This window comes from Devosia sp. FKR38, from assembly GCF_005222805.1.
GTDB lineage: Bacteria > Pseudomonadota > Alphaproteobacteria > Rhizobiales > Devosiaceae > Devosia.
This window is the reverse complement of record NZ_STGC01000005.1, coordinates 1,791,452-1,815,716: the sequence shown is the minus strand read 5'-3', so window position 1 is coordinate 1,815,716 and position 24,265 is coordinate 1,791,452. Positions and strand designations below refer to the sequence as shown.

Sequence of the window (24,265 nt, the reverse complement as noted above, 5' to 3'; positions counted from 1 at the left end):
GCGGGGACCCCAAGATCCCCGCCCGATCAAAGGCAACGGCACTACGAGCCGGAAGGTTGAAAAACGGCCCGTCCTCCAAGTCGCCTGTGGATATAGTAGCATTATTGGCAGTGATTTCAGCCCCAAACGCACGATTGCGTGCGTTTTTTTTATTGTTGCCATGATTTAGGCTGCTTTCGCCCGACGATGCCGCCCCTGCCAGAGCCCAGGAACCAACAGTGATCTCCCCCCTTTTTCGCGCGATTATTGCCCTAATACTGTCTTGTACATCGGTTTACGCGACTGAAAATGTGCCGATCGACCAGATGGCCGGACAGATGATCGTCGTCGGATTTCAGGGGGATGATGCCGGCGATTCCAGCGTCAAGGCGCTGGCCGAAGCCATTGCCGCCGGCCATCTGGGCGGGGTGATGCTGCTCAAGACCAATATCAAGAGCCTGTCGGCCGTTCGCGCCATGAACCAGGCCTTTCGCAATGCCTCGCCCGGCCTGCCGCCGTTCATCACCCTCGATCAGGAGGGCGGGGCCGTCGAGCGGCTGACCAAGGATGTCGGCTTCGCCGAAATTCCCAGTGCTGCCGCCATTGCGGCCAAAGATTCGCCCGCGCAGGCCGAAGTCATCTATGCCCGCATGGCCGCGGCCATTGCCGATCTGGGCTTTACGGTCAATTTCGGACCGGTGGCCGACGTGAATATCAACCCAAAGAATCCGGTGATCGCCAAGTTCGGCCGGTCCTATAGTGCCGATCCCAAAGTGGTCGCAGCCTATGATGCTGCCTTTATTACCGCGCATCACGCCGCCGGTGTGCTGACGGCGCTCAAACACTTCCCCGGACATGGGTCTTCTGCCGCTGACAGCCATGAGGGTTTTGTCGATATCACCCAGACCTGGAAACCCGAGGAGCTTGAGCCCTATCGCCTGCTGATTGCCGCCGGCGACCTCGACATGGTCATGGTGGGCCATCTCTACCACGCACAATATGCCGATGCGGGGGCACAGACGCCGTCATCGCTGTCGCCCCAGTGGATCGACGGCGTGCTGCGGACCGAGCTGGGCTACAATGGCGTGGTGATCAGCGACGACCTCGAGATGGGGGCCATTCGCGATCATTTCGACCTCAAGCAGACGGTCACCATGGCGGTGCGCGCCGGGGTGGATGTGCTGCTGTTCTCCAACACCGCCGACTACAGCGCCGGGCTGGGCCAGGCGATTCTGGACATCCTGGTGGCCGAGTCCAAGGCCGATCCGGCTTTTGCGGCGCGGGTTGCCGAGAGTTATGACCGCATCGTGGCGCTCAAGCGCCGCATCGCAAACTAGCGCAGCTTTCCCCATGTTCTGCGTCGCGCTGGTTCCCACGGGGGAAAAGCACAGATAAAGTCCGCTTCCACGCAGCAGGAGTCGTTGCTTGATGGCGGATGACCGCGAGGTCCGGCAGGTTCGGGCCATGTTCATTTCAGACGTGCATCTGGGCATGAAGCCCATTCGCGTCGGACAGCTGATCGAGTTCCTTCGGGTGCACGATGCCGAGACCATTTATCTGGTGGGTGACATCCTGGATGGCTGGCGCCTGGCCAAGTCCTGGCACTGGCCGGCCGAATACAATGTGCTGGCACAGATCCTGCTCGACAAGGCCAATGCCGGCACCCGCGTGATCTATCTGCCCGGCAATCACGACGAGTTCCTGCGCGAATATCTGGGCACCTATTTCGGCGAGATCGAGTTCGTCGACCGCACCGTGCACACCACGGCCACCGGCAAGACCTATCTGGTCATCCATGGCGACCAGTTCGACGTGGTGGTGATGAATGCCAAGTGGCTCGCCCATGTGGGCGACTGGGCCTATAACGCCGCGCTGCGCGTCAATATCGCCATCAATTGGGTGCGCCGCCGGCTGGGCCTGCAATATTGGTCGCTGAGCGCCTGGGCCAAGCAGAAGGTCAAGAATGCGGTTTCGGTGATCGGCCGCTTCGAGGAAGCCCTGGTCCACGAAGCCAAGGAGAGCGGCGTGGATGGCGTGATCTGTGGCCATATCCACTTCGCCGCCATGCATGACCGGCTTGGCATCCACTATATCAACACCGGCGACTGGGTGGAGAGCTGCACGGCCATAGTCGAGACGCCCGAGGGCGTGTTCGAGCTGATCCAGTGGACCGAGATGGCTGCGGGCGAGCCGCGCAAGTTCCGCCTGCGCCGCGCGGCGAGCTGATCGGGCCGTCAACGAACAGTCATCTACCCTTCATTGGTTCGACGTGCGACGCGCCCAGACTGGTGCGACATTCGAACCTATGGTGGTGCCCAGGTGTCCCCAATCTCTGTTGCCGCGCCCGCGCCGGGTGCCAATAGTCGTCGCTTGCTGATCGTGACCGATGCCTGGCGCCCACAGATCAATGGCGTGGTGCGGACCCTGGAGAGCGTTGGGCGCGAGCTGGTGCGTAGCGGGCTCGATGTGCGCTATCTTACCCCGGAGCCGTTCTGGACGCTGCCGGTGCCGAGCTATCCGGAAGTGCGCATTTCCCTGGCAACCATGGGCTCGGTGGGGCGGATGATCACGCAGGCCGATCCTGACCACATCCATATCGCCACCGAAGGCCCGCTGGGCCTGCTGGCGCGGCAGTATTGCATTGATCGCGGCTTTGCCTTCACCACCAGCTTCCACACGCGCTTTCCTGAATATGTGGCCATGCGCGTGCCGGTGCCGCAGGAGTGGAGCTATGGCTATCTGCGCTGGTTCCATGGCGCGGCTACGCGCACGCTGGTGCCGACCCCTTCGCTGCGCGCGGACCTGGCTGCACGGGGCTTTGCGCGGCTGGAGCTGTGGTCGCGCGGCGTCGACGGCGGGCGGTTCCATCCCGGCCCCAAGACCTGCTTTGCCGATCTGGCTGGCCCGCATCTGCTCTATGTCGGCCGCGTGGCTGCCGAAAAGAATGTCGAGGCCTTTCTGGAACTGAAGGTGCCGGGCACCAAGATCGTGGTCGGCGACGGCCCCGATTGTGCGCGGCTGCAGCGGCAGTATCCCGAGGCGGTGTTCCTGGGCTATCGCCATGGCGACGAGCTGGGTGCGCTGTATCGCAGTGCCGATGTGCTGGTGTTCCCCAGCCGTACCGACACCTTCGGCAATGTGATCACCGAAGCACTGGCGTCGGGCACACCGGTGGCAGCCTTGCCGGTGACGGGACCGGTGGATGTGCTGAGCGATCCACTGGCCGGCGCGCTTGATGACGACCTCAATATCGCCGTGACCCGGGCCCTTGGCCTGCGCCGCGAGGACGCCCGCCTGCATGGCGAGCGCTTCACCTGGGCGGCCAGCGCCCGACAGTTGCAGTCGGCCCTGGTGCCGCTGCGGCCGCAGCTGGCGGCCACAGCATAGAGTAACGTTAACATAGGCCTTGCGTTGCAGGGCAAGTGGAGTCACCAAGGCACCCGGGCGAGTGATTTGCCCGGAGTTCAGCATTCATGCCACCGGTTTCCTTGCGCCTGGCTTCTCCCGAGCTGCGCGCATCGCTCTATCAGTTCACTGTTTATCTGCCTGGCGCCGTCGCTTCCGTGTTTCTGGGCATCTGGCTGAGCGAGCATGGCATCCCTGCCGACCAGATTGGCCTGGTCAATTCGGTGCCGGTCCTGGTGCTGCTGCTGCTCAATATGGGTGTGGGGCGGCTGGCCGATCGGGCCAATGACTGGCGCACGGTGATTGTGGCGCTTTCGCTTTATGCCGCCGTCGTGCCCTTCACCCTGGTGTTTGTCAGCGAGTTCTGGGGCATTCTGCTGGTCTGGACGCTGTGTACCTTCGGCAATGGCTCCATCCCGCCGCTGATCGATGCCGCAACGGTGCGCATGACGCGGCGCTCCGGCGGCGATTTTGGCTCGATCCGGGTCTGGGCCACGGTGGGCTATGTTGCGGGGGCAGGGGGCATCGGCATGCTGCTCGGTGTCTTCGGCTCGCAGGCCTTTGTGCCGCTGTTTGTCGCCATGTCGCTGCTGCGCGCCGGAGCGAGCCTGATCCTGCCGCGCTTTCGCGCGCCGGAAACCGAGGTCACGCTGGCCGATGCGGTGCCATCCAAGCTCAGGGATTCCCTCAAGCTGTGGTTCGTGCTGCCGCTGGTCGGCTTTGCCCTGGTCAATGCCAGCAATGCGCTGATCGGTGGCTTTGGCGCGCTGTTGTGGGAACGCAATGGGGTGCCGGCCTATTACATTGGCCCGTTGCTGGCGGTGGCGGCCACGGGCGAGGCCGTGGTGATGTTCGCCTGGCGCCGCTTCGGTTCGCGCGTCACGGCCCGCAACATGATCCTGGCGGCCTGCGTGGCCTCCTTCGTGCGCTTCACGGTGATGGCGTTCAACCCGCCGGTGGCGGTGCTGTTCTTCACCCAGCTGCTGCATGCCTTCAGCTTTGGCATGGGCTATTTCGGCGTGGTGCATTTCGTCGCCAACTGGACCGATGAATCCAATGCGGCCGAGGCGCAGGGCTTTGCCAATATGCTGATCCAGGCATCGTCCTTTGGCCTGCTCACCGTATTCGGTCTGCTGGTGGTGCATTTCGGCGCCGCGTCCTACTTCGCCTCTTCGGTGCTGGCGGTGGTGGGCGCTGCTTGCGTGCTGTTGTCGCTGCGGATTCGCCCGCCCAAGGATGCCCGTTGACGCGCCATGGCAAAGCGATAACGTCGGGTCTGTATTGCCGCATTGCTGATTGACCGCCGCCCCGTCCGGGCGCTCCAACCCCGAGTAAATCCATGTCGTTGCCAAGGCCAGCTGCGCGCCTGACGCCGGAAGCGCGCACGACCGCCTTCTATTTCACCTATTTCATGGGCCCGGGCGCGGCGGTGGTCTTTCTGCCGATCTGGCTGAGCGAAAAGGGCATCAGCACCGAGCAGATCGGACTGATCAATGCCGTGCCGGTGCTGGTGATTCTGCTGCTCAACCTGGTGGTGGGGCGTCTGGCCGACAAGGCCAGCGACTGGCGGCAGGTCATCGTCATCGGCGCGCTGATCGCCGGCATCGTCCCGATCGGGCTGTTCTTCGTCAACGAGTTCTGGGGCATCCTGTTGTTCTGGACGCTGTGCAGCCTGCCCGTCGGCGCGGTTGGTCCGGTGCTCGATGCCGCCACCATGCGCATGACGCGGCGCAATGGCAGTGATTTCGGCACGATCCGGGCCTGGGGCACGGTGGGCTATATGCTGTTCAACGCGCTCACCGGGTTCCTGGTGGTCTGGTATGGCTCGGTGATCTTTGTGCCGCTGTTCGTTGGCCTGGCGATGCTGCGTGCGGCCTTGTCGCTGCAATTGCCAGCCTTCCGCGCGCCGCCCGGCCAGCCGACAGTCGCTGCGGTGCAGCCCGCCGCCGGCAAGCTGCTCGATATCGTCGTGCGTCCCTGGTTCTTTCTGCCGCTGGTGGGCTTTGCCATGGTGTTCGGCACCCATATTTTCCTCAATGGCTTTGGCGCACTGCTGTGGAAGGCCCAGGGGATTCCGGAAAACATCATCGGTCCGCTGATTGCGCTGGGCTCAGCGTCGGAAGCCGCCATGATGTTCATCTGGCGCCGCTTCGGCGGCCGGGTGTCGGCGCGCCACATGATCCTGCTGTCGGCCGTGGCAACGGTGCTGCGCTGGATCGCCATGGCCTTTGCGCCGCCGGTGCCTGTGCTGGTGGCGCTGCAGCTCACCCATGGCATCACCTTTGCCATCGGCTATCTGGGCTGCGTGCATTTCATCGCCAACTGGACCAGCGAGGACATTGCCGCCGAAACGCAGAGCCTGTTCACCGTGGTGCAGCAGGTGATGTCGGTGGTGGCGCTGATCACCTTCGGCTGGCTCATCGGCCTGTTCGGCAATTACGCCTATTTCTTTGCCGCGCTGGCAGCCTTCCTCGGCGCGCTGTGCATCTGGGCCTCGCTCCAGATGATGCAGCCGCGAGACGCCCGCGCCGGTCCGCCATGAGCGATCTGCTCGCCAGCCTGCCGGCGGAGTTTCGCAGCGTGCCCTATAATGGTTCGGCCATTCCGGACGGGCAGCACGATCTCAGCGGTGGCGCGAACTGCCAGCGCTATGCCTATGCTGTACTTGCCCATTTCGGCCGCTCCTTGCCGCCGTTTCGCTCAAGCGAACTCTGGGCAGATACGGGCCACACCGATCTGGCCAGCGATTTCGAGCCGCTGGACCTGCTGCTGTTCGCCGAGCGCCCCGAACCCTTTGGTGCCCATGTTGCCGTCTATGCCGGGGGCGGCATGGCATTGCACCTTTGCCGCGCGGTCGGTGTGCCGGCAGTCTGGTCGCTAGCGGCTTTCGCCTCCCAGACCCGCTATGCCTATCTGCTGGGTGCCAAGCGGGTGCGGGCAGCGCCGCTGGGTTCGTCCTAGCGCGCGAAGGTGAGGTGGATGATGCCGCTTTCGGCGGTTTCGCTGCTGACGCTGTAGCCGGTTTCGAGACCTCGTAGTTCGTCCCAGCCGCGAACGCCGCCAGGTCGTCATCGGCTTTGGTGCGGTGGAATATGGCCTGCAGACGCTGGATGGGTTGGCGGCCTGGCTCGATCGCTGAGGCGCAAGTGCCCCGTGACACTGGGGAGTGCTGCCTTCACAGACACAGCTGACCGCGCATCACCACCACGCCGGCGCCGGACAGTATGGCATCGGGCGTCAGCTCGATACGCAGGATGCTGCGGCGGCCCATCTTTGTGCCCTGTTCGATCTCGATGGCGTCGGCGATCAGACCTTCGTGCCGGAGATAGGCGCCCAGCGGACCTGCGGCTGTCCCCGTTGCGGCATCTTCCCACAGGCCTACGGTGGGGTTGAAGAAGCGCGCATAGGCGCGATGTGGCGCATTAGGGTCGAAGGCATAGGCATAGCAGCCCTCGGCGGACATGGCCTGCAATGCGGCCAGCAGGGCGGTGTGGTCGGGCGTAGCCCGGTCGACCGTTGCTTCGTCGCGGAGGCGAATCTGCAGATGGGCGACGCCGGTATTGGCGACGCGGGGGACGGGATCGACGCGGATATCGGCTGGCAACAGTCCAAGTGCTGCGGCGAGCCGCGCCACGTCCTCGACCGGACGGCCCAGCGCCAGTGGCGACTGCTGCATGCGGCCGTGGATGCGCCCGTCGATGGTGCGAAGCTCGATGGGCAGGATATCGCTGCCGATCTCCTGCAGGAAGCGCCGGGGCGCCGCCATGGTCCCCAGCCGCCCTTCCTCCGCCAGCCAAAGCCAGGCGCCCAAGGCGTTGTGCCCGGCGCCGCCGACCTCAGCGCCCGCTGCAGTGAATGATCTGAGCCTGAAGTCGGCCGAGCGGCTGGCCATGATGAAGGTGGTTTCGGCCTGGTTGAATTCGCCAGCAATGCGGCGCATCTGCGCTTCGGACAGGTCGTCCGCGCCCTCGACCACGGCCAGCGGGTTGCCGCTCAAAGGGGTGTCCGCAAAGACGTCGATCAATCCGGCAGTCAGGGTGGCTGTGCTTGATTGCGGGGGCAAGGCGTGGCTCCTATGCTTCGGACGAGCCGATTGTGCTCCGGTTCCGCGCGGCGCGAAAACGCGCATTGCTTGCCACACTGACAAGAGAAACTGATCATTCGACCATCCGCCGACTCGCTCAGAATCTTCGAGATGTGCGTCCGCACCGGCAGCTTTGCCGCGGCGGCAGAGCGCCTGGCCCTGAGCCCCGCTGCCGTAAGCCTGCGCATTCGCACGCTCGAGGCCGAGCTTGGCCAGCCGTTGTTCCTGCGACTTGGCCGCAAGGCGGTGCCCACGCCCGAGGCCGTTACTCTCGCGCACAGCGTCCGCACGGCGCTCGACGACATCGCGGCAGCGCTCGACAGTTTCCAGGCCGGCAGCGCACCGCTGCGCGTCAGCCTGCCGCCGACCTTCGCTGCGCGCTGGCTGGCGCCGCGCCTACCCGACTATCGCGCCAAGGGCGGCCACGCCATTGCGCTCGATATTTCGTCGGACCTGCGCGAGCCAGACCAGTTCGATCTGGCCATTCGCACCGGGCGGGGCGGCTGGGACGGGCTCGAGGAATGGCCGCTGTTGCCAGTGGATGCCACACCCATGCTGGCACCGGCGCTCCTGGGCAGCCGTCGCCTTGCCGCGCCGGGCGATCTCGCGGCCTTCGACCTGCTGCCACATCCCGACTGGGTGCATTGGTTTGCCCATTGCGGCACAGGCATGCCGCCGGACCTGCGCTTTGCAGCGGTGGACTATTCGCTCTTCGAGCTCATCGCCCAGGCGGCTGTGCGCGGCCAGGGGGTGGGCCTGCTGTCCCCCACGCTGTTTGCGGCAGAGCTTGCCGATGGCGTGCTTGTCGCGCCCTTTGCCTCGGTTGTCCGCGGGCCCGACTGGTATCTTGCGGTGATGCGCAAGGGCGATCAGCGCCCGGGGCCGCAGGCGTTCCGCCGATGGCTCTGTGGGCAGGCGGGCGTTGCCTCTACGGACTAGTGGGTCGTGTGCCGCGGGAGCGATCTTTCCCGAATCACCTCTGCCTGCGAAAAATCGTGCAGAGGCAGGAGGAAAGCCATGCGCAGAACAGGATGGGCGATAGCGATTGCCCTGGGAATCGCGGGGCCAGCACTGGCCCAGAATGCCGCGACCTTTGCGGGGTCGTGGCGGGTCAGCAGCGGCGGCATGGCCGGAGATTGCGATGTCGAGCTCAGCGGCGGCAATGGGCTGTTCGGCCTGGGCGCATCGAGCCGGCTGTGCATGGGCCAGCTTGGTTTTCTCAATGGCTGGCGCGCCGAAACCAATGGTGTCTCGCTGCTGGGGTTGAGCGGCGAGGTCATCGGCACGCTCAGCGTCAATGGCGGGGTGCTCAAGGGGCAGATGGCCGATGGCGCGGTGGTCACCTTGACCCCGACCAGCGGCCAGACGCTGGCGTCGGGCAAGGCCGGTGGCAACTGCATCCACAATCCGGACCATGGCTATTGCGCCGATCCCGGCGAGGTCGCCGTGCCGACCGCCTTCCCGGTAACGGTCAAGGCGCTGCATCCCCTGGCCATCCGCAAGGAGCCGACAGCGCAGAGCCAGAGCCTGGGCACGATTGCGGACGGCCAGTGCTTCATCGTCGAGGGCTGCAAGGAAACCAGGGAAGGCGTCAAATGCCTGATCCCCGAAGGGACCGGCATTCCCTCGGGCTGGGCCTCCAAGCACTTCCAGCAGGACGGCACCTGGTTCGTCGGCTTCCAGAACTTCTGCTAGGCACATCGTCGGCGCCACTGTGATGCAAAAAAAAGGCCCCGGAATTCCGGGGCCTTTCTTGTGGTCTGGGACGCCGACCTAGTTCAGGCGGCCGCTGGCATGGGCCAGCATGGTATAGACCTTGCCGCGATCGCTCAGCAGCTGGTCCCGGGTCTCGGCGGCAGGGCGCGGGCCGGCGGCAGCGCGCTTCAGCAGCTGTTCGAACTCGCTCATATAGGCATTGGCGGTGCGGGCGAACTCGGGATCACGCTGCAGCTTCTTGCGCACATCGTCATAGGTGCCCTGGCCGGCCAGGGTGTAGATGCGGCGCGAGAACACATTGGATTCCCCGGCCTGATAGCGGGCCCAGGCGTCCGACATGGCGGCGTCGTCGATGGAGTGCGCGATCTCTTCAGTCAGGCCTGACAGGCCAGGGGCGGTCTGCTGGGCGCTCTGCTGCTTGGCGGTGGCATTGCGCAGCACGTCGCGCAGCCAGCCGGCGCCTTCGCCCTGGGCAGCGGGTTCGGCCTCGGGCGCGGGCTGCGGGGCAGGCTGGCGCACGGGCTCGGGCTGGCGGGCCTGTTCGACCGGGCGGGCGGGTTCGGCCTGGCGGCGCGGCTCAACCGTGCGGACAGGCTCGGGGGCGCGCTCGACGGTGCGGATCGGGTCCACCAGGGTCTGGCGGGCCGGCTCGGCGCGATAGCTGTCACGGCTGGGTTCGGCCTGGCGCGGCGGCTGATAGGCCGGCGCCTCGTTGCGGGGCTCGTTCCGTGGCTCCTGGCGCGGGGCAGGGCGGGCCGGGCGGCGATCGTTGAGGTCGAGCGTTGCGGGTTGGTTGCGCACGATGGCGTTGAGCTCGCTGAGCGCTTCGATCTGCTCGGCCACCACGCGGCGCATGGCGGCGGCGCTGGCACGGGTTTCCTCGGGCAGTTCGTTGACGCCGCGGGCCAGTTCGGCGCGGGTGGCTTCCAGCTCGCTGCCCACTTCGCGGGCGGTTTCGCGCATGGCCTGGGCCGTGTCGTTGAAGCGCTGGGTGGCTTCTTCCATGGCGCGGCGCATCTCGGCCATCATCTGCTGCTGTGCCTGCTGCAGCGCCACATTGGCGCGGCGGCCCTCGGCGTCGGCAGCGCCGCGGAACTCGCCCAGGCTGTCGGTAACCTGGCTGGCGGTTTCGTCGAGCGTCTGGCGGAACTGGCCGCTGGTGTTGGCGATGGCATTGCGCACCGAGGCGGTGCTGTCGGTGATGGTGTCGGCCAGCGTGCTGGTCGTGGTGTTGAGCACGTCGGTGACGCTGCCGGCGGTGGCGGCGAGCACATCGCTGACGCGGTTGGCATTGTCCTCGAGCGCGCTGTTGACCTGGCTGGACTGCTCGTTGAGCGCATTGCGCACGGCACTGCTGGTCTGGTTGAGCGCGGCGGCCGCGGCTTCGGCGGCACGCTGGACGATATTGTCCATCTGGGCCGTGTTGCTCGACAGGCTCGAGGTGAAGCGCTCGTTGTTGCGATAGAGCGCGTCGTTGACGCTGGTGGTCGACTTCTCGATGGCTTCGGTGATGGTGCCGGTGGTCTGTTCGAGCGTCTGCACCACCGTGCCGGTGGTGGCCGTCAGGGCCTCGTCCATGGCGCGGCGGGCGCCGATCAGGCGGCGTTCGGTGTCGTTGACCGTATCGGCAATCGACTGGGCGAACATGCGCATACGGCCATCGATATCGTCGGCGCGGGCGGCAAAGCTCTGCGCCAGCGCATCCATGGCGCCGCGACGATCTTCCAAGGTTTCCAGCGCATTGTCGCTGGTCAGCGTCAGGGCAGTGGAGGCCTGGGCCATGTGGGCGGCTTCGGCGTCGAGCTTGCCCAGAACCGAGGAGAATTCCGCGACCATGCCGCGGATGGTTTCCTGCAGGGCGCCGACATGGCGGGTGACCATGCTGCCGGCCTGTTCGGTGTGGCCGATGGCGTCGCGGATGGTGTTGGAATAGGTGGCGGTCTGCTGTGCCACGCTGGTTTCCAGGTTCGCCAGATTGGCCGTCGAGGCATCCAGCACGCGCTGCAGCAGCAGGTTGGAATCGTTCAGCTTGCCCAGCGCCGCAGTGACGTCGTTGAGAATGCGCGAGGTCGACACGGCCATGATGGCCTCGGCTTCCTTGGCGTTCTCGCCCAGGGCGTCGCGCAGGATATTGCCGTGGTTGCTGAGCGAAGACTGCAGCTGGGCCGAGCGCTCGTTGACCAGAGAGGCGAACTCGCTGGTGTGCTGTTCGAGCGAAGTGTTGATGGCCGAGAGGCGGTTTTCGATCTGGTCGACCGCGCCAACGGCCTTGACCGAGAGCAGCTGGTCGATGTCGGACGCGGCGACGCGGATCTGCTCGAGCGCGGTGCGCACCGTGGCGTCCATGCGGTTGGCGGTGTTGCTGACGTCGCTGGCGATGTGCTGGGTTGCTGCCGTGATGCGGGTCGCAATGGTTTCTTCGATGCGGTCGGCGCCAGCCTCCAGATCCGTCATGGACTGGGTGATGGAGGTGTTGATCGAGGCATTGAGGGCGGCGAGGCGATCGGCGGTGATGTCGGCGCGGGCGGTGATGGCCTCGGGCAGGGTGCCCAGGCGCTGGTCGACCATTTCGGTGATGGCCTTGCGGGCCGAGTTGACGCCGGTTTCGATCAGTTCGGCAGCCTTGCGCGCGCTTTCGCTCACGGTGGTGCTGGCCGAGTCGATGCGGGCGCTGACGCCGCTCTCGGCGTCGGTGATGCGCTTGATGGCGCTGTCGAGGCCCTCGCCGAGATTGGTGTTCACCTCGGCAACCTTGCTGGCGATCATGTCGGACATGGTCGCCACGCGCTGGTTCATGGTGTCGGACACATTGCGCAGCGAGGTGTCGATCTTGTCGCGCGCCTCGTCGCCGTGCAGCACGATGGCCTCGGTCAGCTCGGTGGTGCGCAGGCCCAGCGTCTCGCTCATCGAGTGCGTGTGGTTGGCCAGGGTGTCGCTGAGCGCCTGGGTGCGATTGCCCAGGGCTTCCGACAGCTGCTGCGTGCGGGTGCCGACGGCCTGCGCCAGCTGCTGGGTGCCCGTGTCGAGCGCCGTGCGCAGGGCCTGGCCCTTGGCGTCGAGCTCGGTGGTGAGGGCAGCGCTGCTGTCGCCGATCTGCTGCACCAGCGTTTCGGTGCGCTCGTCAAGCTGGCTGGCCAGCGTGCCGGTGCGGGCGTCGATCTCGAGCGTCAGCGCAGCGGTCTTTTCCGACAGCGTGTCGGCCAGGCGCTGGGTGCGGCCGGCGATGGCCTGGTCGAAGGCGCTGGTGGATTGGGTCAGCGTCTCGCCCAGTTCCTGGCTGCGCAGGCGGATCGCCTCGTTCATGTCGCGGCCGCGGTTGGCCAGCGCTTCGTCCAGTTCGGTGGCGCGGCCATGAATGGTCTCGTCCAGCGCCGAGCTGCGGGTGACCAGCACCTCGTCGATGGCCTTGACGCGGTTGTCAAAGGTCTGGTCCAGCGCCTGGGCGTGGGTGGTCAGCTTCTCGTCCAGCAGGCGGGTGCGGGAATCGAGCGCATCGGCGATGACGCCGGCATGGCCTTCGAGCGACTCGCTGATTTCGCGGCTGCGGTGTTCGAGGCCCTCGGTGATGGCCTTGGTGCGGGCGCCCAGCACTTCGCTGAGTTCGCGGGTGCGTTCGCCCACGATATCGTTGAAGCGGCCGGATTCCTCGTTGAGCGCCATTTCGAGCACATTGGCGCGGGCGGCGAAATTGGTGCCCTGCGCCTCGAGGCGCGCAATCAGGCTGTCGCCCTTGTCGCCCACCACGCCGTCCAGCGCATGCAGGCGCTCGTCCAGAATGCTGGTGATCTCGGTCAGGCGGGTGTCGAACTGGGTCAGCGAATCCTGGCCGGCGGAGGCCAGGGTGAGGCGGGCGCGCTCAGAGGTATCGTCCAGCGCGCCATTGATTTCGATGACGGCCGACTGCAGGCGGCTGTCCATGGCATTGAGCTGGATGGCCACCGATTCATCGAGCTGGCGGGTGAGGGCGCTCAGCATGATCTCGGCTTCGCGCGAGCGGCTGGTGATGTCCTCGGCAATGCGCTGGCCGATGATGTCGAGGCCGCCGGTGACTTCATGGCCACGGTCGCGCAGCTGGTCGAGCAGCGCATCGCCGCCCGAGGTCAGCAGGTGCGACAGGGCCGATGTGCGGTCGTCAAAGGTCGTGGTGAAGCGATCGGTGCCGGTCTCGATCAGGCCGGCGATCTGGTTGGTGCGGTCCTCGAAGGAGATGGCGAAATTGGCGGTGCGTTCCTCGATGGCGCGGGCGCGCTGATCGATGGCGTCGCCGATCTGGGCTGCGCGACCGTCGAGGGCCTCGGCCAGGGCATTGATGCGGGTATCGACGCCGGCGTTGAGCGCGTCGGCACGGCTGTCCAGCGTGCGCGCCATATTGGCGGTCTGGTCTTCAAATGTCAGCGCCAGGCGGTTGGCGCTGTCGTCCAGGGCCGCCACGAAGTCGGTGGTGCGGTTGTCGAACAGCGAGACGAAATTCTCGGTGCGGTCGCCAAAGGCATTGGTCAGCGTGTTGCCGGCGGTTTCGAGCGCCTGTGTCAGGTTGCCGCCGCTTTCCACGATCGTGCCGGCGATGCGCTGGCTGATCATGTCGAGGTCGAACACCAGGCCCGTGTGGCTCTCGGTGATGGCCTCGCGCACCCGGTCGGTATTGGTCAGCACGCTTTCGCGCTGGCTGGCCAGTTCGGCGATCAGGGCGCGCATGCGCGATTCATTGTCCGAATAGGTGCGTTCGAGCGCGGTGACCTCGTTGTGGATCATCACTTCGAGCTCGCCGGCGCGGCTGAGTGCGCGTTCCAGACCATCGCCCAGGGCGTTGACCTCGCGGCGCACGGCCTGGCCCACCGAGGCGACCTTGTCGGCGGCGGTGACTTCAGGCTCGGCCAGGCGGATAGCGGCCTGGGTGATCGAGGACGCGGCATTGCGCAGGTCCTGGGCGCGGCGGAATAGCGTCGCCACGGCGAAAAAGCCCAGCACGGGCAGGAACATGATGGCCACGACGCCGATGAAATCGAGCGTGGTGACAAAGCTGCCGAAATTGCCGAATTGCGGGCCATAGCGCAGCCAGGCGCCAACGCCCGACACGGCCAGCCAGATCAGCGACAGCAGCACGGCCGTCCAGGTCGGCGCGGACGAGGAGCGGGTCTGCAGACCATAGAGCAGCTTGGAGGTGGGGAAGCGGTCGTCATTGGCGACGGCGCCAGCCTGTTGGGCAATCTTGTCGGCGGCGCGCAGGCGCTCGCTGCGGGCCGCATCGGGGGCACGGCGCTCGGTGGGCTGCGCCGGGGCGCTGTCCAGGCTGAACACGGATTCCTTGAGGGCGTCCTCGACGGCCGAGAAGGCCAGAGCTGCAGGATCGTTGGTGGGGGTCGTGTTCTTAGCCATACTCTTTACAACTCTCGCGTCGGCTCGGCAGCGACAAGGCGGACTTCGGGAGATGTTGTGCCACCGCACCCGTTTCCGGGCCCGTGGTCAATCGGGGATAATTCGATACAAATGTGCCGCATTATCCCTCCCACCGTCGCCGCCGCTCGCTGGTTCAATCCGCATTAATACATTCAATTTGAACCAAACCGAACGTTTTCTTACCCATAGGTTAATTTTCTGGGGAAGCCCGGCTGGCATCACAACGGGCAAACAACGGCAAAGATGTGACTTAATCACCTGTTCACCCGCAGGTTTTACGCTGGGGATGCGGCATTGTCCCCAGGGACGCGTAGCCGTGCGTAACGGAGCGATCACAATGGCGCAGTCAGCGAGTGCCGTCGAACACCTGGGGTCAACGCCGGCCAAACGGCCCATGCGGCCCATCGACCTGGTGCATCTGGCCCGGCAGTGCCTGGGCGACGAGGGGCTTGAGCAGGAGATCCTGCGCCTGTTCGACACCACCATCGCCACCTATCTCTTGCGGTTGCAGCAGTCGGCAACGCCCGATGAGGTCAAGCTCAACATCCATTCCATCAAGGGTGCCGCGGCCGGTGTCGGAGCCTTCGGCATCGCCGATATTGCCCGCGCTGCCGAAGCCGAACTGGCCGAGGGTCGGTCCATTCCCGCCGAGCAACTGGCTGACCTGGCCATGGCCGTCGAAGAAGTCCGCAGCTTCATCGCCCGGGTGCTGACCAGCGAACTGGCCTAGGCCGCCAGAACCTCGATCTGTTCGAGCTCTTCGGCCAGCACAGCCGCTTCCTGGCCAAGATCATAGGCCACCTGCATATTCAGCCAGTAATGCGGCGTGGTGTCGAAGAATTTCGCCAGCCGCAGCGCCGTATCGGCCGTAACGGGGTGCGTCTGTTTGATCAGCCGCTCAATGCGGGTGCGCGGCACATGCAGCTTTTTGGCCAGGGCGCCCGCCGACAGGCCAAGCGGCGCAAGATATTCCTCGCGCAGGATTTCGCCGGGGTGGAACACCGCGATTTTGATGTCTGTCATCGCATCAGCCTCCTTGGGCCATGGTGGACGCGCTCGCGCCATGCTCAGTGGTAATCAACGATCTCAACGCCATGTGCGCCGTCCTGCTTCCAGGTAAAACAGACCCGCCACTGGTCATTGATCCGGATGGAATGCTGGCCGAGCCGGTCACCCTTCAGCGCTTCCAGACGATTTCCGGGCGGCAGCATCAGGTCCTGCAAAGCACTGGCGCTGTGGATCATGAACAGTTTGCGCTGGGCCGATCGCAGCAGATCGGCAGGGAAGCCTTTCGGCACGCGCCCGGCGTTGATGGCCAGAACAGCCTTGTCCTTGAACGACACAATCATGGCAGCAACCCTGATTTGCCCGATATGTATCATGGTGCGATACTTTTTGGCAAGTAATCTGTATCGTGCGGTGATACGGTGCTACAGCTTGATCCCTTGTGCCAGCGCCCCGGTTTGACCCCCTTCGCACCATCCCCTATATAGCGGCCAACGCGCCGCGCCTGTGCCTGCGGCCCAACCACCAGCAGTTCCATGACCCTTGCCACCGCTGCCGAGGTTTCGCCCCGGCTCCCGCTCGCCCCGTTCCAGACCCGTCGCACCTTTGCGATCATCTCCCACCCGGACGCCGGCAAGACCACGCTGACCGAGCGGCTGCTGGCGGCTGCAGGGGCGATCCAGTCGGCCGGCGCGGTGCGCGGCAAGGCCGGCGTGCGCTCCACCCGTTCGGACTGGATGGAAATGGAGCAGCAGCGCGGCATTTCCATCACCTCGTCGGTCATGACCTTTGACTATGACGGGCTGACGCTGAACCTGCTCGATACGCCCGGCCACTCGGACTTTTCCGAGGACACCTATCGCACGCTGACGGCAGTGGACGCCGCCATCATGGTGATCGACGCCGCCAAGGGCATCGAGGCGCAGACGCTCAAGCTGTTCGAGGTCTGCCGCCTGCGCGATATTCCGATCATCACCTTCATCAACAAGATTGACCGCGAGGGCCAGAGCCCGCTCGACCTGATCGACGAGATTCAGGGCAAGCTGGCGCTCGACCTGACGCCGGTGCTGTGGCCGGTGGGGCAGGGCGTGGATTTCCGTGGCTATATCGATCTGCTCGAACAGCGCGTGCTCAATCCGCAGGGCAAGCCCATTGCCGACTATGCCCAGCTTGAAGACCTTCTGGACAATCCGGCGCTGGTTGATGACCCGATCTTCATGACGGCGCTCGAAACGCTCGAACTGGCGCGGGCCATGCTGCCGCCGTTTGACCTGGCGACCTTCCATGCTGGCCATCTCAGCCCCGTGCTGTTCGGCTCGGCCCTCAAGGGCATTGGCGTGGCTGAACTGCTGCGCACCCTGGGCGAATGGGGCCCCGAGCCGCGCCCGCAGCCGGCCATTCCCGCGCCCATCGAGCCGAGCGACAAGAAGGTCACCGGCTTTGTGTTCAAGGTGCAGGCCAATATGGACGCCAATCACCGCGACCGCATTGCCTTCGTGCGCCTGTGCTCGGGCACCTTCACCCGCGGCATGCGGCTCAAGAATGTGCGGTCGGGCAAGGACATGGCCGTCTCCAACCCGATGTTCTTTTTCGGCAATGACCGTGAACTGGCCGAGCAGGCGGTGGCCGGCGATATTGTCGGCATTCCCAATCATGGCACGCTGTCGGTGGGCGACACGCTCACCGAAGGCGCGGCGATCAATGTCACCGGCATTCCCAATTTCGCGCCGGAAATCATCCGCCGCGTGCGCCTGACCGACCATATGAAGACCAAGCAGATGGCCAAGGCGCTGTCGGACCTCTCCGAAGAAGGTGTCACCCAGGTGTTCCGGCGCATGGTGGGCGCCGACTGGATCGTGGGCGTCGTCGGCCAGCTGCAGCTCGAAGTGCTGAGTTCCCGCGTTGCCGGCGAATATGGTGTGCCGATCACCTTTGAGAGCCTCAACTACGAAGTGGCGCGCTGGATCGAATCCGATGATCCCGAAGAGCTCAAGCGCTTCATTGCCGCCCAGAAGATGAACATGGCCGAGGATCGCACCGGTGCGCCGGTGTTCCTGGCGCAGAACGCCTGGTGGGCCGATCGCGCTAAGCAGGACTTCCCCAAGATCCGCTTTCTCACCACCAAGGAACGCCATTGAGCACCGAGCGCATCGAGGAATTCCTCTCCGCCGTCAAATCGGCCTTTGCCGCCAATACGCTCATCAAGCTCAAGCTGGGTGGCTATCACGGCAGCGAGCCCGACTTGAAGTCGGTGGACGTCAAGAAGATCGTCGCCAAGGGTGTCGAGAAGTTCAGCTTCACGTTTCACTACAAGACGCGCGACATCATCAAGAACCTGATCCAGCCCGAGGCCATCGGCCATCTGCGGACTGCGCTGACGGACGAGTTCCGCAGCGCGCAGCTGGCAACCACCGAACTCGACGTGAGCTTTGAGCGCAATGGCGACAAGGTGCGGCTCAAGCGCAGCGAAGTGGCGGGCCGCAGCGCCCCATCGACGGACCATAACCGGGCCAAGAACCGGCCGTTGAGCGAGACCAACAAGCCCTATCTGCAGGCCCTGGGCATCACGGGCAAGGATGGCGTTGTGCGCAATGACGCGCAGGATAAGTTTCGACAGATCAACAAGATGGTCGAAATTTTTGCGCCGCTGATTCAGGCCATTCCCGGCGACAGCGTCACCATTGTCGATATGGGCGCCGGCAAGGGCTATCTCGATTTTGCGCTTTATGACTATCTCGCCAATGTCGCCCATCGCCCGGTCGGCATTGTCGGGGTGGAGCTGCGGCCCGCTTTGGTCAGCGATGGCAATGCCACCGCTGCCGCGTCGGGTTTTGAGGGCCTGAGCTTTCAGGCCGGGTCCATCATGGACTATGACGCCAGCGGCGCCGATGCGGTGATTGCGCTGCACGCCTGCGACACGGCCACGGATGACGCCATCTACAAGGGCATTGCCGCCGGTGCGGCGCTGATTGCAGTGGCGCCCTGCTGCCACAAGCAGATCCGCCGGCAGATGGAAGCCGGCGCGGCGGCGCCGGTGCTCGAGGGCCTGTTGCGCCATGGCATTTTTATGGAGCGCCAGGCCGAAATGGTCACCGACACGTTGCGGGCGCTGCTGCTGGAGCTCAATGGCTATCGCACCAAGGTGTTCGAGTTCGTCTCGGACGCGCATACGCCCAAGAACAATCTGATCGTCGCCGAAAAGGATGGCCGCGTCGGGCGCGACCGGGACGCCATCCTGGCCCAGATCGCCGATATCAAGGCGATGTTCGGCGTCGGCCAGCATTATCTGGAAGGCCTGCTCCAGCGCTGAGGTCAGATCAGCCCCCTGCTGCCGCAGGGTTCCTAAAGCCGGCGCCATCGCCTATATCGGCTGACAGTATCGAGACCCGTGAGACCCATGACCAAGATTACCTTTGTCCAGCAGGACGGCGAGCGCATCGAGACCGAAGGCCAGACCGGTTCGACCGTGATGGAAACCGCCATCATGAACGGCGTGCCCGGCATCGTGGCGGAGTGCGGCGGCGCCTGCACCTGTGCGACCTGCCATGTCTATGTCGACGACGCCTGGACCGAGATCGTCGGCGGCCCGTCCAACATGGAAGAGGACATGCTGGACTTTGCCTTTGACGTGAAGGCCGCGAGCCGCCTGTCCTGCCAGATCAAGGTGCGCGACGCGCTCGACGGCCTTGTGGTGCATGTTCCCAGCCGCCAGGGCTGATTTGCCCCATATCGGGCGCTCCCTGAAAAGAAAAACCCACGCTATCGCCGCCGGGGCTGGAGCAAAATTGCTCGCCACCACCCCGCCTGAGATTCAATTGGCGGCTTTGCGCCCTGGCCGCGCGCGGCATTCCAAGCCGCGCCTGCCAAGGGAAATATAAAAGCGATTGAATATCAACGCCTTGTTGTGGCGGGTTCGGATCGACTATTTTTCGGCCAATCACAACAGGGTTCCAATGGGTCATCTCAACACATTTCCGTTGAGCTACAAGGTTCGGGGTCGTCGCATCGTCATCATCGGCGGTGGAGAAGAAGCCCTCAACAAGGTCCGGTTGGTCACTAAGACGACCGCGCAGGTCGTGATTGTTTCCCGCGACATCGAAGCCGATTTCAGCGCCTTTGAGGTGACTGTCCTGGAGCGCGGCTTTGATCCTGCCGATCTCGACGGCGCCGCACTGGTCTTTGTCGCTGAAGAGAGTGCCGATGCCGAGCTGGCCAAGCAGGCGGCCCGGGCTCGCCACATCCCGCTCAACGTGGTTGATGTGCCAGCTGAGTGCGATTTCTATACGCCATCCATTGTGGATCGCGCCCCGCTGACCGTGGCCATTTCCAGCGAGGGCAATGCGCCCGTGCTGGCACGGCTGGTGCGGGCCCGCATCGAGGCCATGCTGCCGCCGGCCTTTGGCAAGGTGGCGCGCCTGGCCGGCAGCCTGCGACATCGCGTCGAAAGCCTGATCGGCGATGGCGCTGCGCGCCGCCGGTATTATGAAGAGCTGGTCACCTCCACCCAGGTGGCCACGGCCGTCGACGCCAGCCCGGTGGCCGGACGCTTCGAGGCCGAAGTGCTGCTTGAGGGCCACGTCGCCCGTGGCAGCGCCAAGGGCATTGTCTGGCTGATCGGCGCCGGGCCGGGCGCTGAAGATCTGCTGACCCTGCGCGCCCAGCGCCTGCTGCAGGAAGCCGATGTCATCGTGCACGACCAGCTGGTGCCCGATGTGGTGGTCGACATGGGCCGGCGCGATGCCGAGCGCATTAGCGTGGGCAAGGCCAAGGGTCACCACAGCTTCAGCCAGGCGCAGATCAATACGCTGATCGTGCGGCTGGCGGGGCAGGGCAAGAAGGTCGCTCGCCTCAAGTCCGGCGATCCGATGATTTTCGGTCGGGCTGGCGAAGAGATATCCGCGCTGCGCAAGGCGGGCATAGACTATCAGATCGTGCCGGGCGTCAGCGCCGCTTTGGCTGCCGCCGCCGATACGGCAACGCCGCTGACGCTGCGCAAGGTTTCGAGTGGGCTGATCATCGCCACGGCGCATGGCGCCGACGACAGCGAATTGCGCCACTGGGCGGCGCTGGCGCAGGCCGGGCTGACCCTGGCCCTCTATATGGGCAAATCCACAGCTTCTGATGTTGCCGCGCGCCTGGTTGCCCATGGCGCCGGGCCTTTGACGCCTGTGGCCGTCATCGTCAATGCCGGGCGGCACACAATGTCAGCATATTCGGGCGATCTGCGTACCTTAATCGGGTGGCAGGGGACACTCGCCGACGGCCCGGCAATCATTCTGGTGGGCGAAGCCGTCGCCGCCGGCGACTGGGCCCAGGCAGCCGATCTGGCTGCGCAGACTTTCAAGGTGGCATGACGACATGGAAATTTTGACGGGCAACGAGCTCACCTCGGGGGCTACGGTCTATCTCGACCGCAATGGCACCTGGGTGGAAAATCTGCAGGCAGCACGCGTGTTTAGCGCCAATGAAACGGCCGAGCGTGACGCCGCGCTGGCCGCCACCAAGGGCACCGGGCGGGTGATCAGCCTCGAAATCGAAGAGGTCACGCGCGATGGCGAGACCCTGGTTCCCAAGCGCCTGCGCGAGCGCATCCGCGCCGCCGGCCCCACCGCACCGCTGACCCTGGCTGGTGCACCCTACGACCGCCAGCATCTGGGGGAGGATGGTCATGTATCGATATGATGAGTTCGACGCGGCCTTTGTGGCGGCGCGCACGGCGCAGTTTTCCGATCAGGTGAAGCGCCGCCTTGCTGGCGAGTTGAGCGAGGACCAGTTCCGCCCGCTGCGGCTGATGAACGGCCTCTATTTGCAATTGCACGCCTATATGCTGCGGATTGCCGTGCCCTATGGCACGCTGTCGTCCAAGCAGATGCGCATGTTTGCCCATATCGCCCGCACCTATGACCGGGGCTATGGCCATTTCACGACGCGGCAGAACATCCAGTTCAACTGGCCCAAGCTCAAGGATATCCCAACGATCCTGGAAGAGCTGGCGTCGGTCGAGATGCACGCCATCCAGACCTCGGGCAATTGCATCCGCAATGTCACGGCCGATCATTTCGCCGGTGCCGCAGCCGATGAAATCATCGATCCGCGCCCGATCGCCGAAATCCTGCGGCAGTGGTCGAGCCTGCATCCCGAGTTCAGCTATCTGCCGCGCAAGTTCAAGATCGCCATGACCGGCGCGCCCAATGACCGCGCGGCCATCCGGTTCCATGACATCGGCCTGCAGGCGGCAACCAATGCGGCAGGCGAGATCGGCTGGGAAGTCTGGGTCGGTGGTGGCCTGGGCCGCACGCCGATGATCGGCAAGCTGATCAACAGCTTCGTGCCCAATGAGCATCTGCTGGCCTATCTGGAAAGCATCATGCGGGTCTACAACCGCTATGGTCGGCGCGATAACAAGTACAAGGCCCGCATCAAGATTCTGGTGCACGAAGAAGGGCTTGAGACCATCAAGGGGCAGGTCGAGGCCGAGTTTGCCGAGGTGCGTGGCGGCGTGCTGACGCTGCCGCAGGAAGAGGTCGACCGCATCACGGCCTATTTCGCGCCGCCGCAGTTCACCGAGCAGCCGGCGACCAAGATCGACGTGGCCTATCAGTCCATCATCGACCCGGCCTATGGCCGCTGGCTCGACCACAATATCAATTCCCACCGTGTGCCGGGCTATGCCTCGGTCACCGTTTCGCTCAAGCCGGTTGGCGGCGCGCCGGGCGACGCGACCGACAAGCAGATGGACGATATCGCCGACATTGCCGAGCGCTATGGCTTTGACGAGCTGCGCGTGACGCATGAGCAGAACCTGGTGCTGCCGCATGTGGCGGTGGCCGATCTGCGCGCTGTCTATGATGCGCTGGTCGCCACAGGCCTCGCCGAGGGCAATACCGGCCTGATCACTGACATGATCTGCTGCCCGGGCCTCGATTTCTGCGCCCTGGCCAATGCCCGCTCGATCCCGATCGCGCAGGAAATCTCGCAGAAATTCGCCTCGCCCGAGCGCCAGGCCGAGATCGGCGATCTCAAGATCAAGATCTCGGGCTGCATCAATGCCTGCGGCCATCACCATGTCGGCCACATCGGTATTCTGGGCGTCGAAAAGAAGGGCGGCGAGCTCTATCAGATCACCCTGGGTGGCGATGCCACCGAACAGGCCGCCGTCGGCAAGATCGTTGGCCCCGGCTTTGAGGCCGACGCCGTGCCCGGCGCCATCGAGACCATTGTCGATACCTATCTCGCCCGCCGGCAGAATGCCGACGAGAGCTTCATCCAGGCCTATCGCCGGCTTGGTGAGGCAGTGTTCAAGGAGGCTCTCTATGGCGCAGCCTAAGCCGGTTCACGTTCCCGCGGCGCATGACAAGCTGCGCGCGCTGGGCATTGTCTCGCTCAACGGCATGTTCGACGAGATGGACGCGGTGGGCGTGCTGCGCCTCGCCGCGACCGAAGTGTTGCCGGGCGATCTGGCCATTGTCTCGTCGTTTGGCGCCGATTCTGCTGTGCTGCTGCATCTGGTGGCGCAGGTGGACCCCAGCCTGCCGGTCTATTTCCTCGAGACGGGCAAGCATTTCCAGGAGACGCTCGACTATGTCGAGACGCTCAAGGGCCATCTCGGCCTGCTCAATGTGCACGCCATTCATCCCAATGAGCAGGACGTCAAGCGCTTCGATCCGCATGGCACGCTGTGGGAGACCGATCCCGATAGCTGCTGCCATATTCGCAAGACCGAGCCGCTGGAGCCGATCACCGAGCAGTATGGTGGCTGGGTCACCGGGCGGAAGCGCTTCCAGACCAAGGAGCGCGGCGTGTTGCCGCATTTCGAGCTGACAAGCGATGATCGCATCAAGGTCAACCCTTTGGCCTACTTTACCGATGCCGATGTCAACCAGTACAAGATCGACCACGGACTGCCCGAGCATCCGCTGTTCTCGAAAGGCTACAAGTCCATCGGCTGTGCGCCCTGCACCTCGGTGGTGGCCGATGGTGAGGATCCCCGCGCCGGACGCTGGCGCGGCCTCAACAAGAAAGAGTGCGGCATCCATTTCGACTTCAACGGAGCGATCGCTTCTCCCATGACCGCCGCGACCCGCCACACGCTCTGGAAAGACGGCGCCTTCATTGCCGATCCGTTCCATGAGTGGGAAGAGACCTTCGCGCCGGCCTCGGCCAGCTATACCCATGTTCCGGTTGCAGTCTTTCTCGCCAATCGCGATGCCTTCCTGGCCAATCCGCATCCCCTGGGGCTGCTGGTGGTGCCGGGCGACAAGATCGAGGACGTGGCCGACGATCTCGGCCGCTTTGCTTCCATCGCCATCAGGTTCCCGGCCTTCACTGACGGGCGCGGCTATTCAACGGCTCGCCTGCTGCGTGAGCGCTATAAATTCGCCAATGAAATCCGAGCGGTAGGCGATGTGCTGCAGGATCAGATTCCGCTGATGCGCCGTTGCGGCGTGTCGGCCCTGGTGGTGACGCATGAGCCGACCCGCGCTGCGCTGGTCGAGAACCGCCTGCCGGAAGTGGCCCTGTTCTACCAGCCGGTCGGCGTCACCGAAGTGCCGGTGGGTACGCGCCCCTTTCTTCGCCGCGTATCCTGAGCTAAGTGGAGCGCGTCCGTCAGGGATACGGACGCGCCGAACTTTCCCCCAATGGATGAGGGCCAAGGCCCTCCAAATGGACTTTGAGACC

20 protein-coding genes and 1 pseudogene are annotated in these 24,265 nt (G+C 64.7%); 17 read left to right on the top strand and 4 right to left on the bottom strand.

The window, feature by feature from the left end:
• The first annotated feature begins 290 nt into the window (after positions 1-290).
• The 7 genes and pseudogenes from E8M79_RS13780 to E8M79_RS18610 form a co-directional block, all read left to right on the top strand.
• Positions 291-1,316 (top strand): glycoside hydrolase family 3 N-terminal domain-containing protein, encoded by a 1,026-nt coding sequence (locus E8M79_RS13780; protein WP_137152451.1) that lies wholly within the window; start codon positions 291-293, stop codon positions 1,314-1,316.
• Between the two features lie 127 nt (positions 1,317-1,443).
• Positions 1,444-2,205: a UDP-2,3-diacylglucosamine diphosphatase gene (locus E8M79_RS13775; protein WP_248304994.1), complete on the top strand. Its 762-nt coding sequence runs from the start codon at positions 1,444-1,446 to the stop codon at positions 2,203-2,205.
• 153 nt (positions 2,206-2,358) lie between these two features.
• Entirely contained in the window at positions 2,359-3,366 is a 1,008-nt protein-coding gene (locus E8M79_RS13770) for a glycosyltransferase family 1 protein (RefSeq protein ID WP_248305065.1), read from the top strand.
• A gap of 86 nt (positions 3,367-3,452) precedes the next feature.
• The gene (locus tag E8M79_RS13765; RefSeq protein WP_137152449.1) at positions 3,453-4,631 is read left to right on the top strand and encodes an MFS transporter; all 1,179 of its coding nucleotides are present in this window, start codon (positions 3,453-3,455) and stop codon (positions 4,629-4,631) included.
• 92 nt (positions 4,632-4,723) lie between these two features.
• Positions 4,724-5,926, top strand: a complete 1,203-nt coding sequence (locus E8M79_RS13760; RefSeq protein ID WP_137152448.1) for an MFS transporter — start codon at positions 4,724-4,726, stop codon at positions 5,924-5,926.
• Positions 5,923-6,345, top strand: coding sequence for an NlpC/P60 family protein (locus E8M79_RS13755; protein WP_137152447.1), 423 nt, complete (start codon positions 5,923-5,925; stop codon positions 6,343-6,345). The genes E8M79_RS13760 and E8M79_RS13755 overlap by 4 nt, the downstream gene beginning before the upstream one ends.
• Before the next feature lie 82 nt (positions 6,346-6,427).
• Positions 6,428-6,523: pseudogene (locus E8M79_RS18610) on the top strand (ATPase); the annotation flags it as partial.
• Positions 6,524-6,559: 36 nt separating this feature from the next.
• Here the strand turns inward: E8M79_RS18610 and E8M79_RS13740 are convergent.
• Positions 6,560-7,447, bottom strand: a complete 888-nt coding sequence (locus E8M79_RS13740; protein WP_248304993.1) for a PhzF family phenazine biosynthesis protein — start codon at positions 7,445-7,447, stop codon at positions 6,560-6,562.
• Between the two features lie 90 nt (positions 7,448-7,537).
• Between E8M79_RS13740 and E8M79_RS13735 the strand changes: the two genes are divergently transcribed.
• Both E8M79_RS13735 and E8M79_RS13730 read left to right on the top strand, forming a co-directional pair.
• A complete protein-coding gene (locus E8M79_RS13735) occupies positions 7,538-8,407 on the top strand; it encodes a LysR family transcriptional regulator (protein ID WP_349236048.1) in 870 nt (289 codons plus the stop codon).
• Positions 8,408-8,485: 78 nt separating this feature from the next.
• Complete coding sequence (locus E8M79_RS13730; protein WP_137152444.1) at positions 8,486-9,163, top strand: AprI/Inh family metalloprotease inhibitor; 678 nt, start codon at positions 8,486-8,488, stop codon at positions 9,161-9,163.
• A gap of 78 nt (positions 9,164-9,241) precedes the next feature.
• Here E8M79_RS13730 and E8M79_RS13725 read toward each other — a convergent pair whose 3' ends face one another.
• On the bottom strand, positions 9,242-14,560 hold the full coding sequence (locus tag E8M79_RS13725; protein ID WP_137152443.1) for a hypothetical protein: 5,319 nt from the start codon (positions 14,558-14,560) through the stop codon (positions 9,242-9,244).
• A gap of 358 nt (positions 14,561-14,918) precedes the next feature.
• Between E8M79_RS13725 and E8M79_RS18410 the strand changes: the two genes are divergently transcribed.
• On the top strand, positions 14,919-15,311 hold the full coding sequence (locus E8M79_RS18410; protein ID WP_171015854.1) for an Hpt domain-containing protein: 393 nt from the start codon (positions 14,919-14,921) through the stop codon (positions 15,309-15,311).
• Here the strand turns inward: E8M79_RS18410 and E8M79_RS13715 are convergent.
• A complete protein-coding gene (locus tag E8M79_RS13715) occupies positions 15,308-15,604 on the bottom strand; it encodes a HigA family addiction module antitoxin (RefSeq protein WP_137152441.1) in 297 nt (98 codons plus the stop codon). The two genes, E8M79_RS18410 and E8M79_RS13715, sit on opposite strands and share 4 nt — an antisense overlap.
• Before the next feature lie 44 nt (positions 15,605-15,648).
• Positions 15,649-15,930 (bottom strand): type II toxin-antitoxin system RelE/ParE family toxin, encoded by a 282-nt coding sequence (locus E8M79_RS13710; protein WP_137152440.1) that lies wholly within the window; start codon positions 15,928-15,930, stop codon positions 15,649-15,651.
• Positions 15,931-16,122: 192 nt separating this feature from the next.
• Here E8M79_RS13710 and E8M79_RS13705 point away from each other — a divergent pair, with 192 nt between their 5' ends.
• The 7 genes from E8M79_RS13705 to E8M79_RS18485 all read left to right on the top strand — a co-directional run bounded on the left by E8M79_RS13705 (position 16,123) and on the right by E8M79_RS18485 (position 24,174).
• Positions 16,123-17,724, top strand: coding sequence for a peptide chain release factor 3 (locus E8M79_RS13705; protein WP_137152439.1), 1,602 nt, complete (start codon positions 16,123-16,125; stop codon positions 17,722-17,724).
• A complete protein-coding gene (locus E8M79_RS13700; RefSeq protein WP_137152438.1) occupies positions 17,721-18,896 on the top strand; it encodes an SAM-dependent methyltransferase in 1,176 nt (391 codons plus the stop codon). Before E8M79_RS13705 ends, E8M79_RS13700 begins: the two co-directional genes overlap by 4 nt.
• Positions 18,897-18,983: 87 nt before the next feature.
• Entirely contained in the window at positions 18,984-19,304 is a 321-nt protein-coding gene (locus E8M79_RS13695) for a 2Fe-2S iron-sulfur cluster-binding protein (protein ID WP_137152437.1), read from the top strand.
• Between the two features lie 259 nt (positions 19,305-19,563).
• Positions 19,564-20,940: a siroheme synthase CysG gene (gene cysG, locus E8M79_RS13690; protein WP_248304991.1), complete on the top strand. Its 1,377-nt coding sequence runs from the start codon at positions 19,564-19,566 to the stop codon at positions 20,938-20,940.
• Positions 20,941-20,944: 4 nt separating this feature from the next.
• Positions 20,945-21,268 (top strand): DUF2849 domain-containing protein, encoded by a 324-nt coding sequence (locus tag E8M79_RS13685; RefSeq protein ID WP_137152435.1) that lies wholly within the window; start codon positions 20,945-20,947, stop codon positions 21,266-21,268.
• Complete coding sequence (locus tag E8M79_RS13680) at positions 21,255-22,913, top strand: nitrite/sulfite reductase (protein ID WP_137152434.1); 1,659 nt, start codon at positions 21,255-21,257, stop codon at positions 22,911-22,913. The genes E8M79_RS13685 and E8M79_RS13680 overlap by 14 nt, the downstream gene beginning before the upstream one ends.
• Positions 22,900-24,174, top strand: coding sequence for a phosphoadenylyl-sulfate reductase (locus E8M79_RS18485; protein WP_137152433.1), 1,275 nt, complete (start codon positions 22,900-22,902; stop codon positions 24,172-24,174). Before E8M79_RS13680 ends, E8M79_RS18485 begins: the two co-directional genes overlap by 14 nt.
• The last annotated feature ends 91 nt before the right edge of the window (positions 24,175-24,265 follow it).

What these genes read in the sequence shown, in the direction of transcription:
- E8M79_RS13685 (WP_137152435.1), top strand. Translation starts at nt 20,945, where the DNA reads ATGGAAATTTTGACGGGCAACGAGCTCACCTCGGGGGCTACGGTCTAT.
- E8M79_RS13760 (WP_137152448.1), top strand. Translation starts at nt 4,724, where the DNA reads ATGTCGTTGCCAAGGCCAGCTGCGCGCCTGACGCCGGAAGCGCGCACG.
- E8M79_RS18410 (WP_171015854.1), top strand. Translation starts at nt 14,919, where the DNA reads ATGGCGCAGTCAGCGAGTGCCGTCGAACACCTGGGGTCAACGCCGGCC.
- E8M79_RS13705 (WP_137152439.1), top strand. Translation starts at nt 16,123, where the DNA reads ATGACCCTTGCCACCGCTGCCGAGGTTTCGCCCCGGCTCCCGCTCGCC.
- E8M79_RS13755 (WP_137152447.1), top strand. Translation starts at nt 5,923, where the DNA reads ATGAGCGATCTGCTCGCCAGCCTGCCGGCGGAGTTTCGCAGCGTGCCC.
- E8M79_RS13680 (WP_137152434.1), top strand. Translation starts at nt 21,255, where the DNA reads ATGTATCGATATGATGAGTTCGACGCGGCCTTTGTGGCGGCGCGCACG.
- E8M79_RS13715 (WP_137152441.1), bottom strand. Translation starts at nt 15,604, where the DNA reads ATGACAGACATCAAAATCGCGGTGTTCCACCCCGGCGAAATCCTGCGC.
- E8M79_RS13695 (WP_137152437.1), top strand. Translation starts at nt 18,984, where the DNA reads ATGACCAAGATTACCTTTGTCCAGCAGGACGGCGAGCGCATCGAGACC.
- E8M79_RS13775 (WP_248304994.1), top strand. Translation starts at nt 1,444, where the DNA reads ATGTTCATTTCAGACGTGCATCTGGGCATGAAGCCCATTCGCGTCGGA.
- E8M79_RS13730 (WP_137152444.1), top strand. Translation starts at nt 8,486, where the DNA reads ATGCGCAGAACAGGATGGGCGATAGCGATTGCCCTGGGAATCGCGGGG.
- E8M79_RS13710 (WP_137152440.1), bottom strand. Translation starts at nt 15,930, where the DNA reads ATGATTGTGTCGTTCAAGGACAAGGCTGTTCTGGCCATCAACGCCGGG.
- E8M79_RS13725 (WP_137152443.1), bottom strand. Translation starts at nt 14,560, where the DNA reads ATGGCTAAGAACACGACCCCCACCAACGATCCTGCAGCTCTGGCCTTC.
- E8M79_RS13765 (WP_137152449.1), top strand. Translation starts at nt 3,453, where the DNA reads ATGCCACCGGTTTCCTTGCGCCTGGCTTCTCCCGAGCTGCGCGCATCG.
- E8M79_RS18485 (WP_137152433.1), top strand. Translation starts at nt 22,900, where the DNA reads ATGGCGCAGCCTAAGCCGGTTCACGTTCCCGCGGCGCATGACAAGCTG.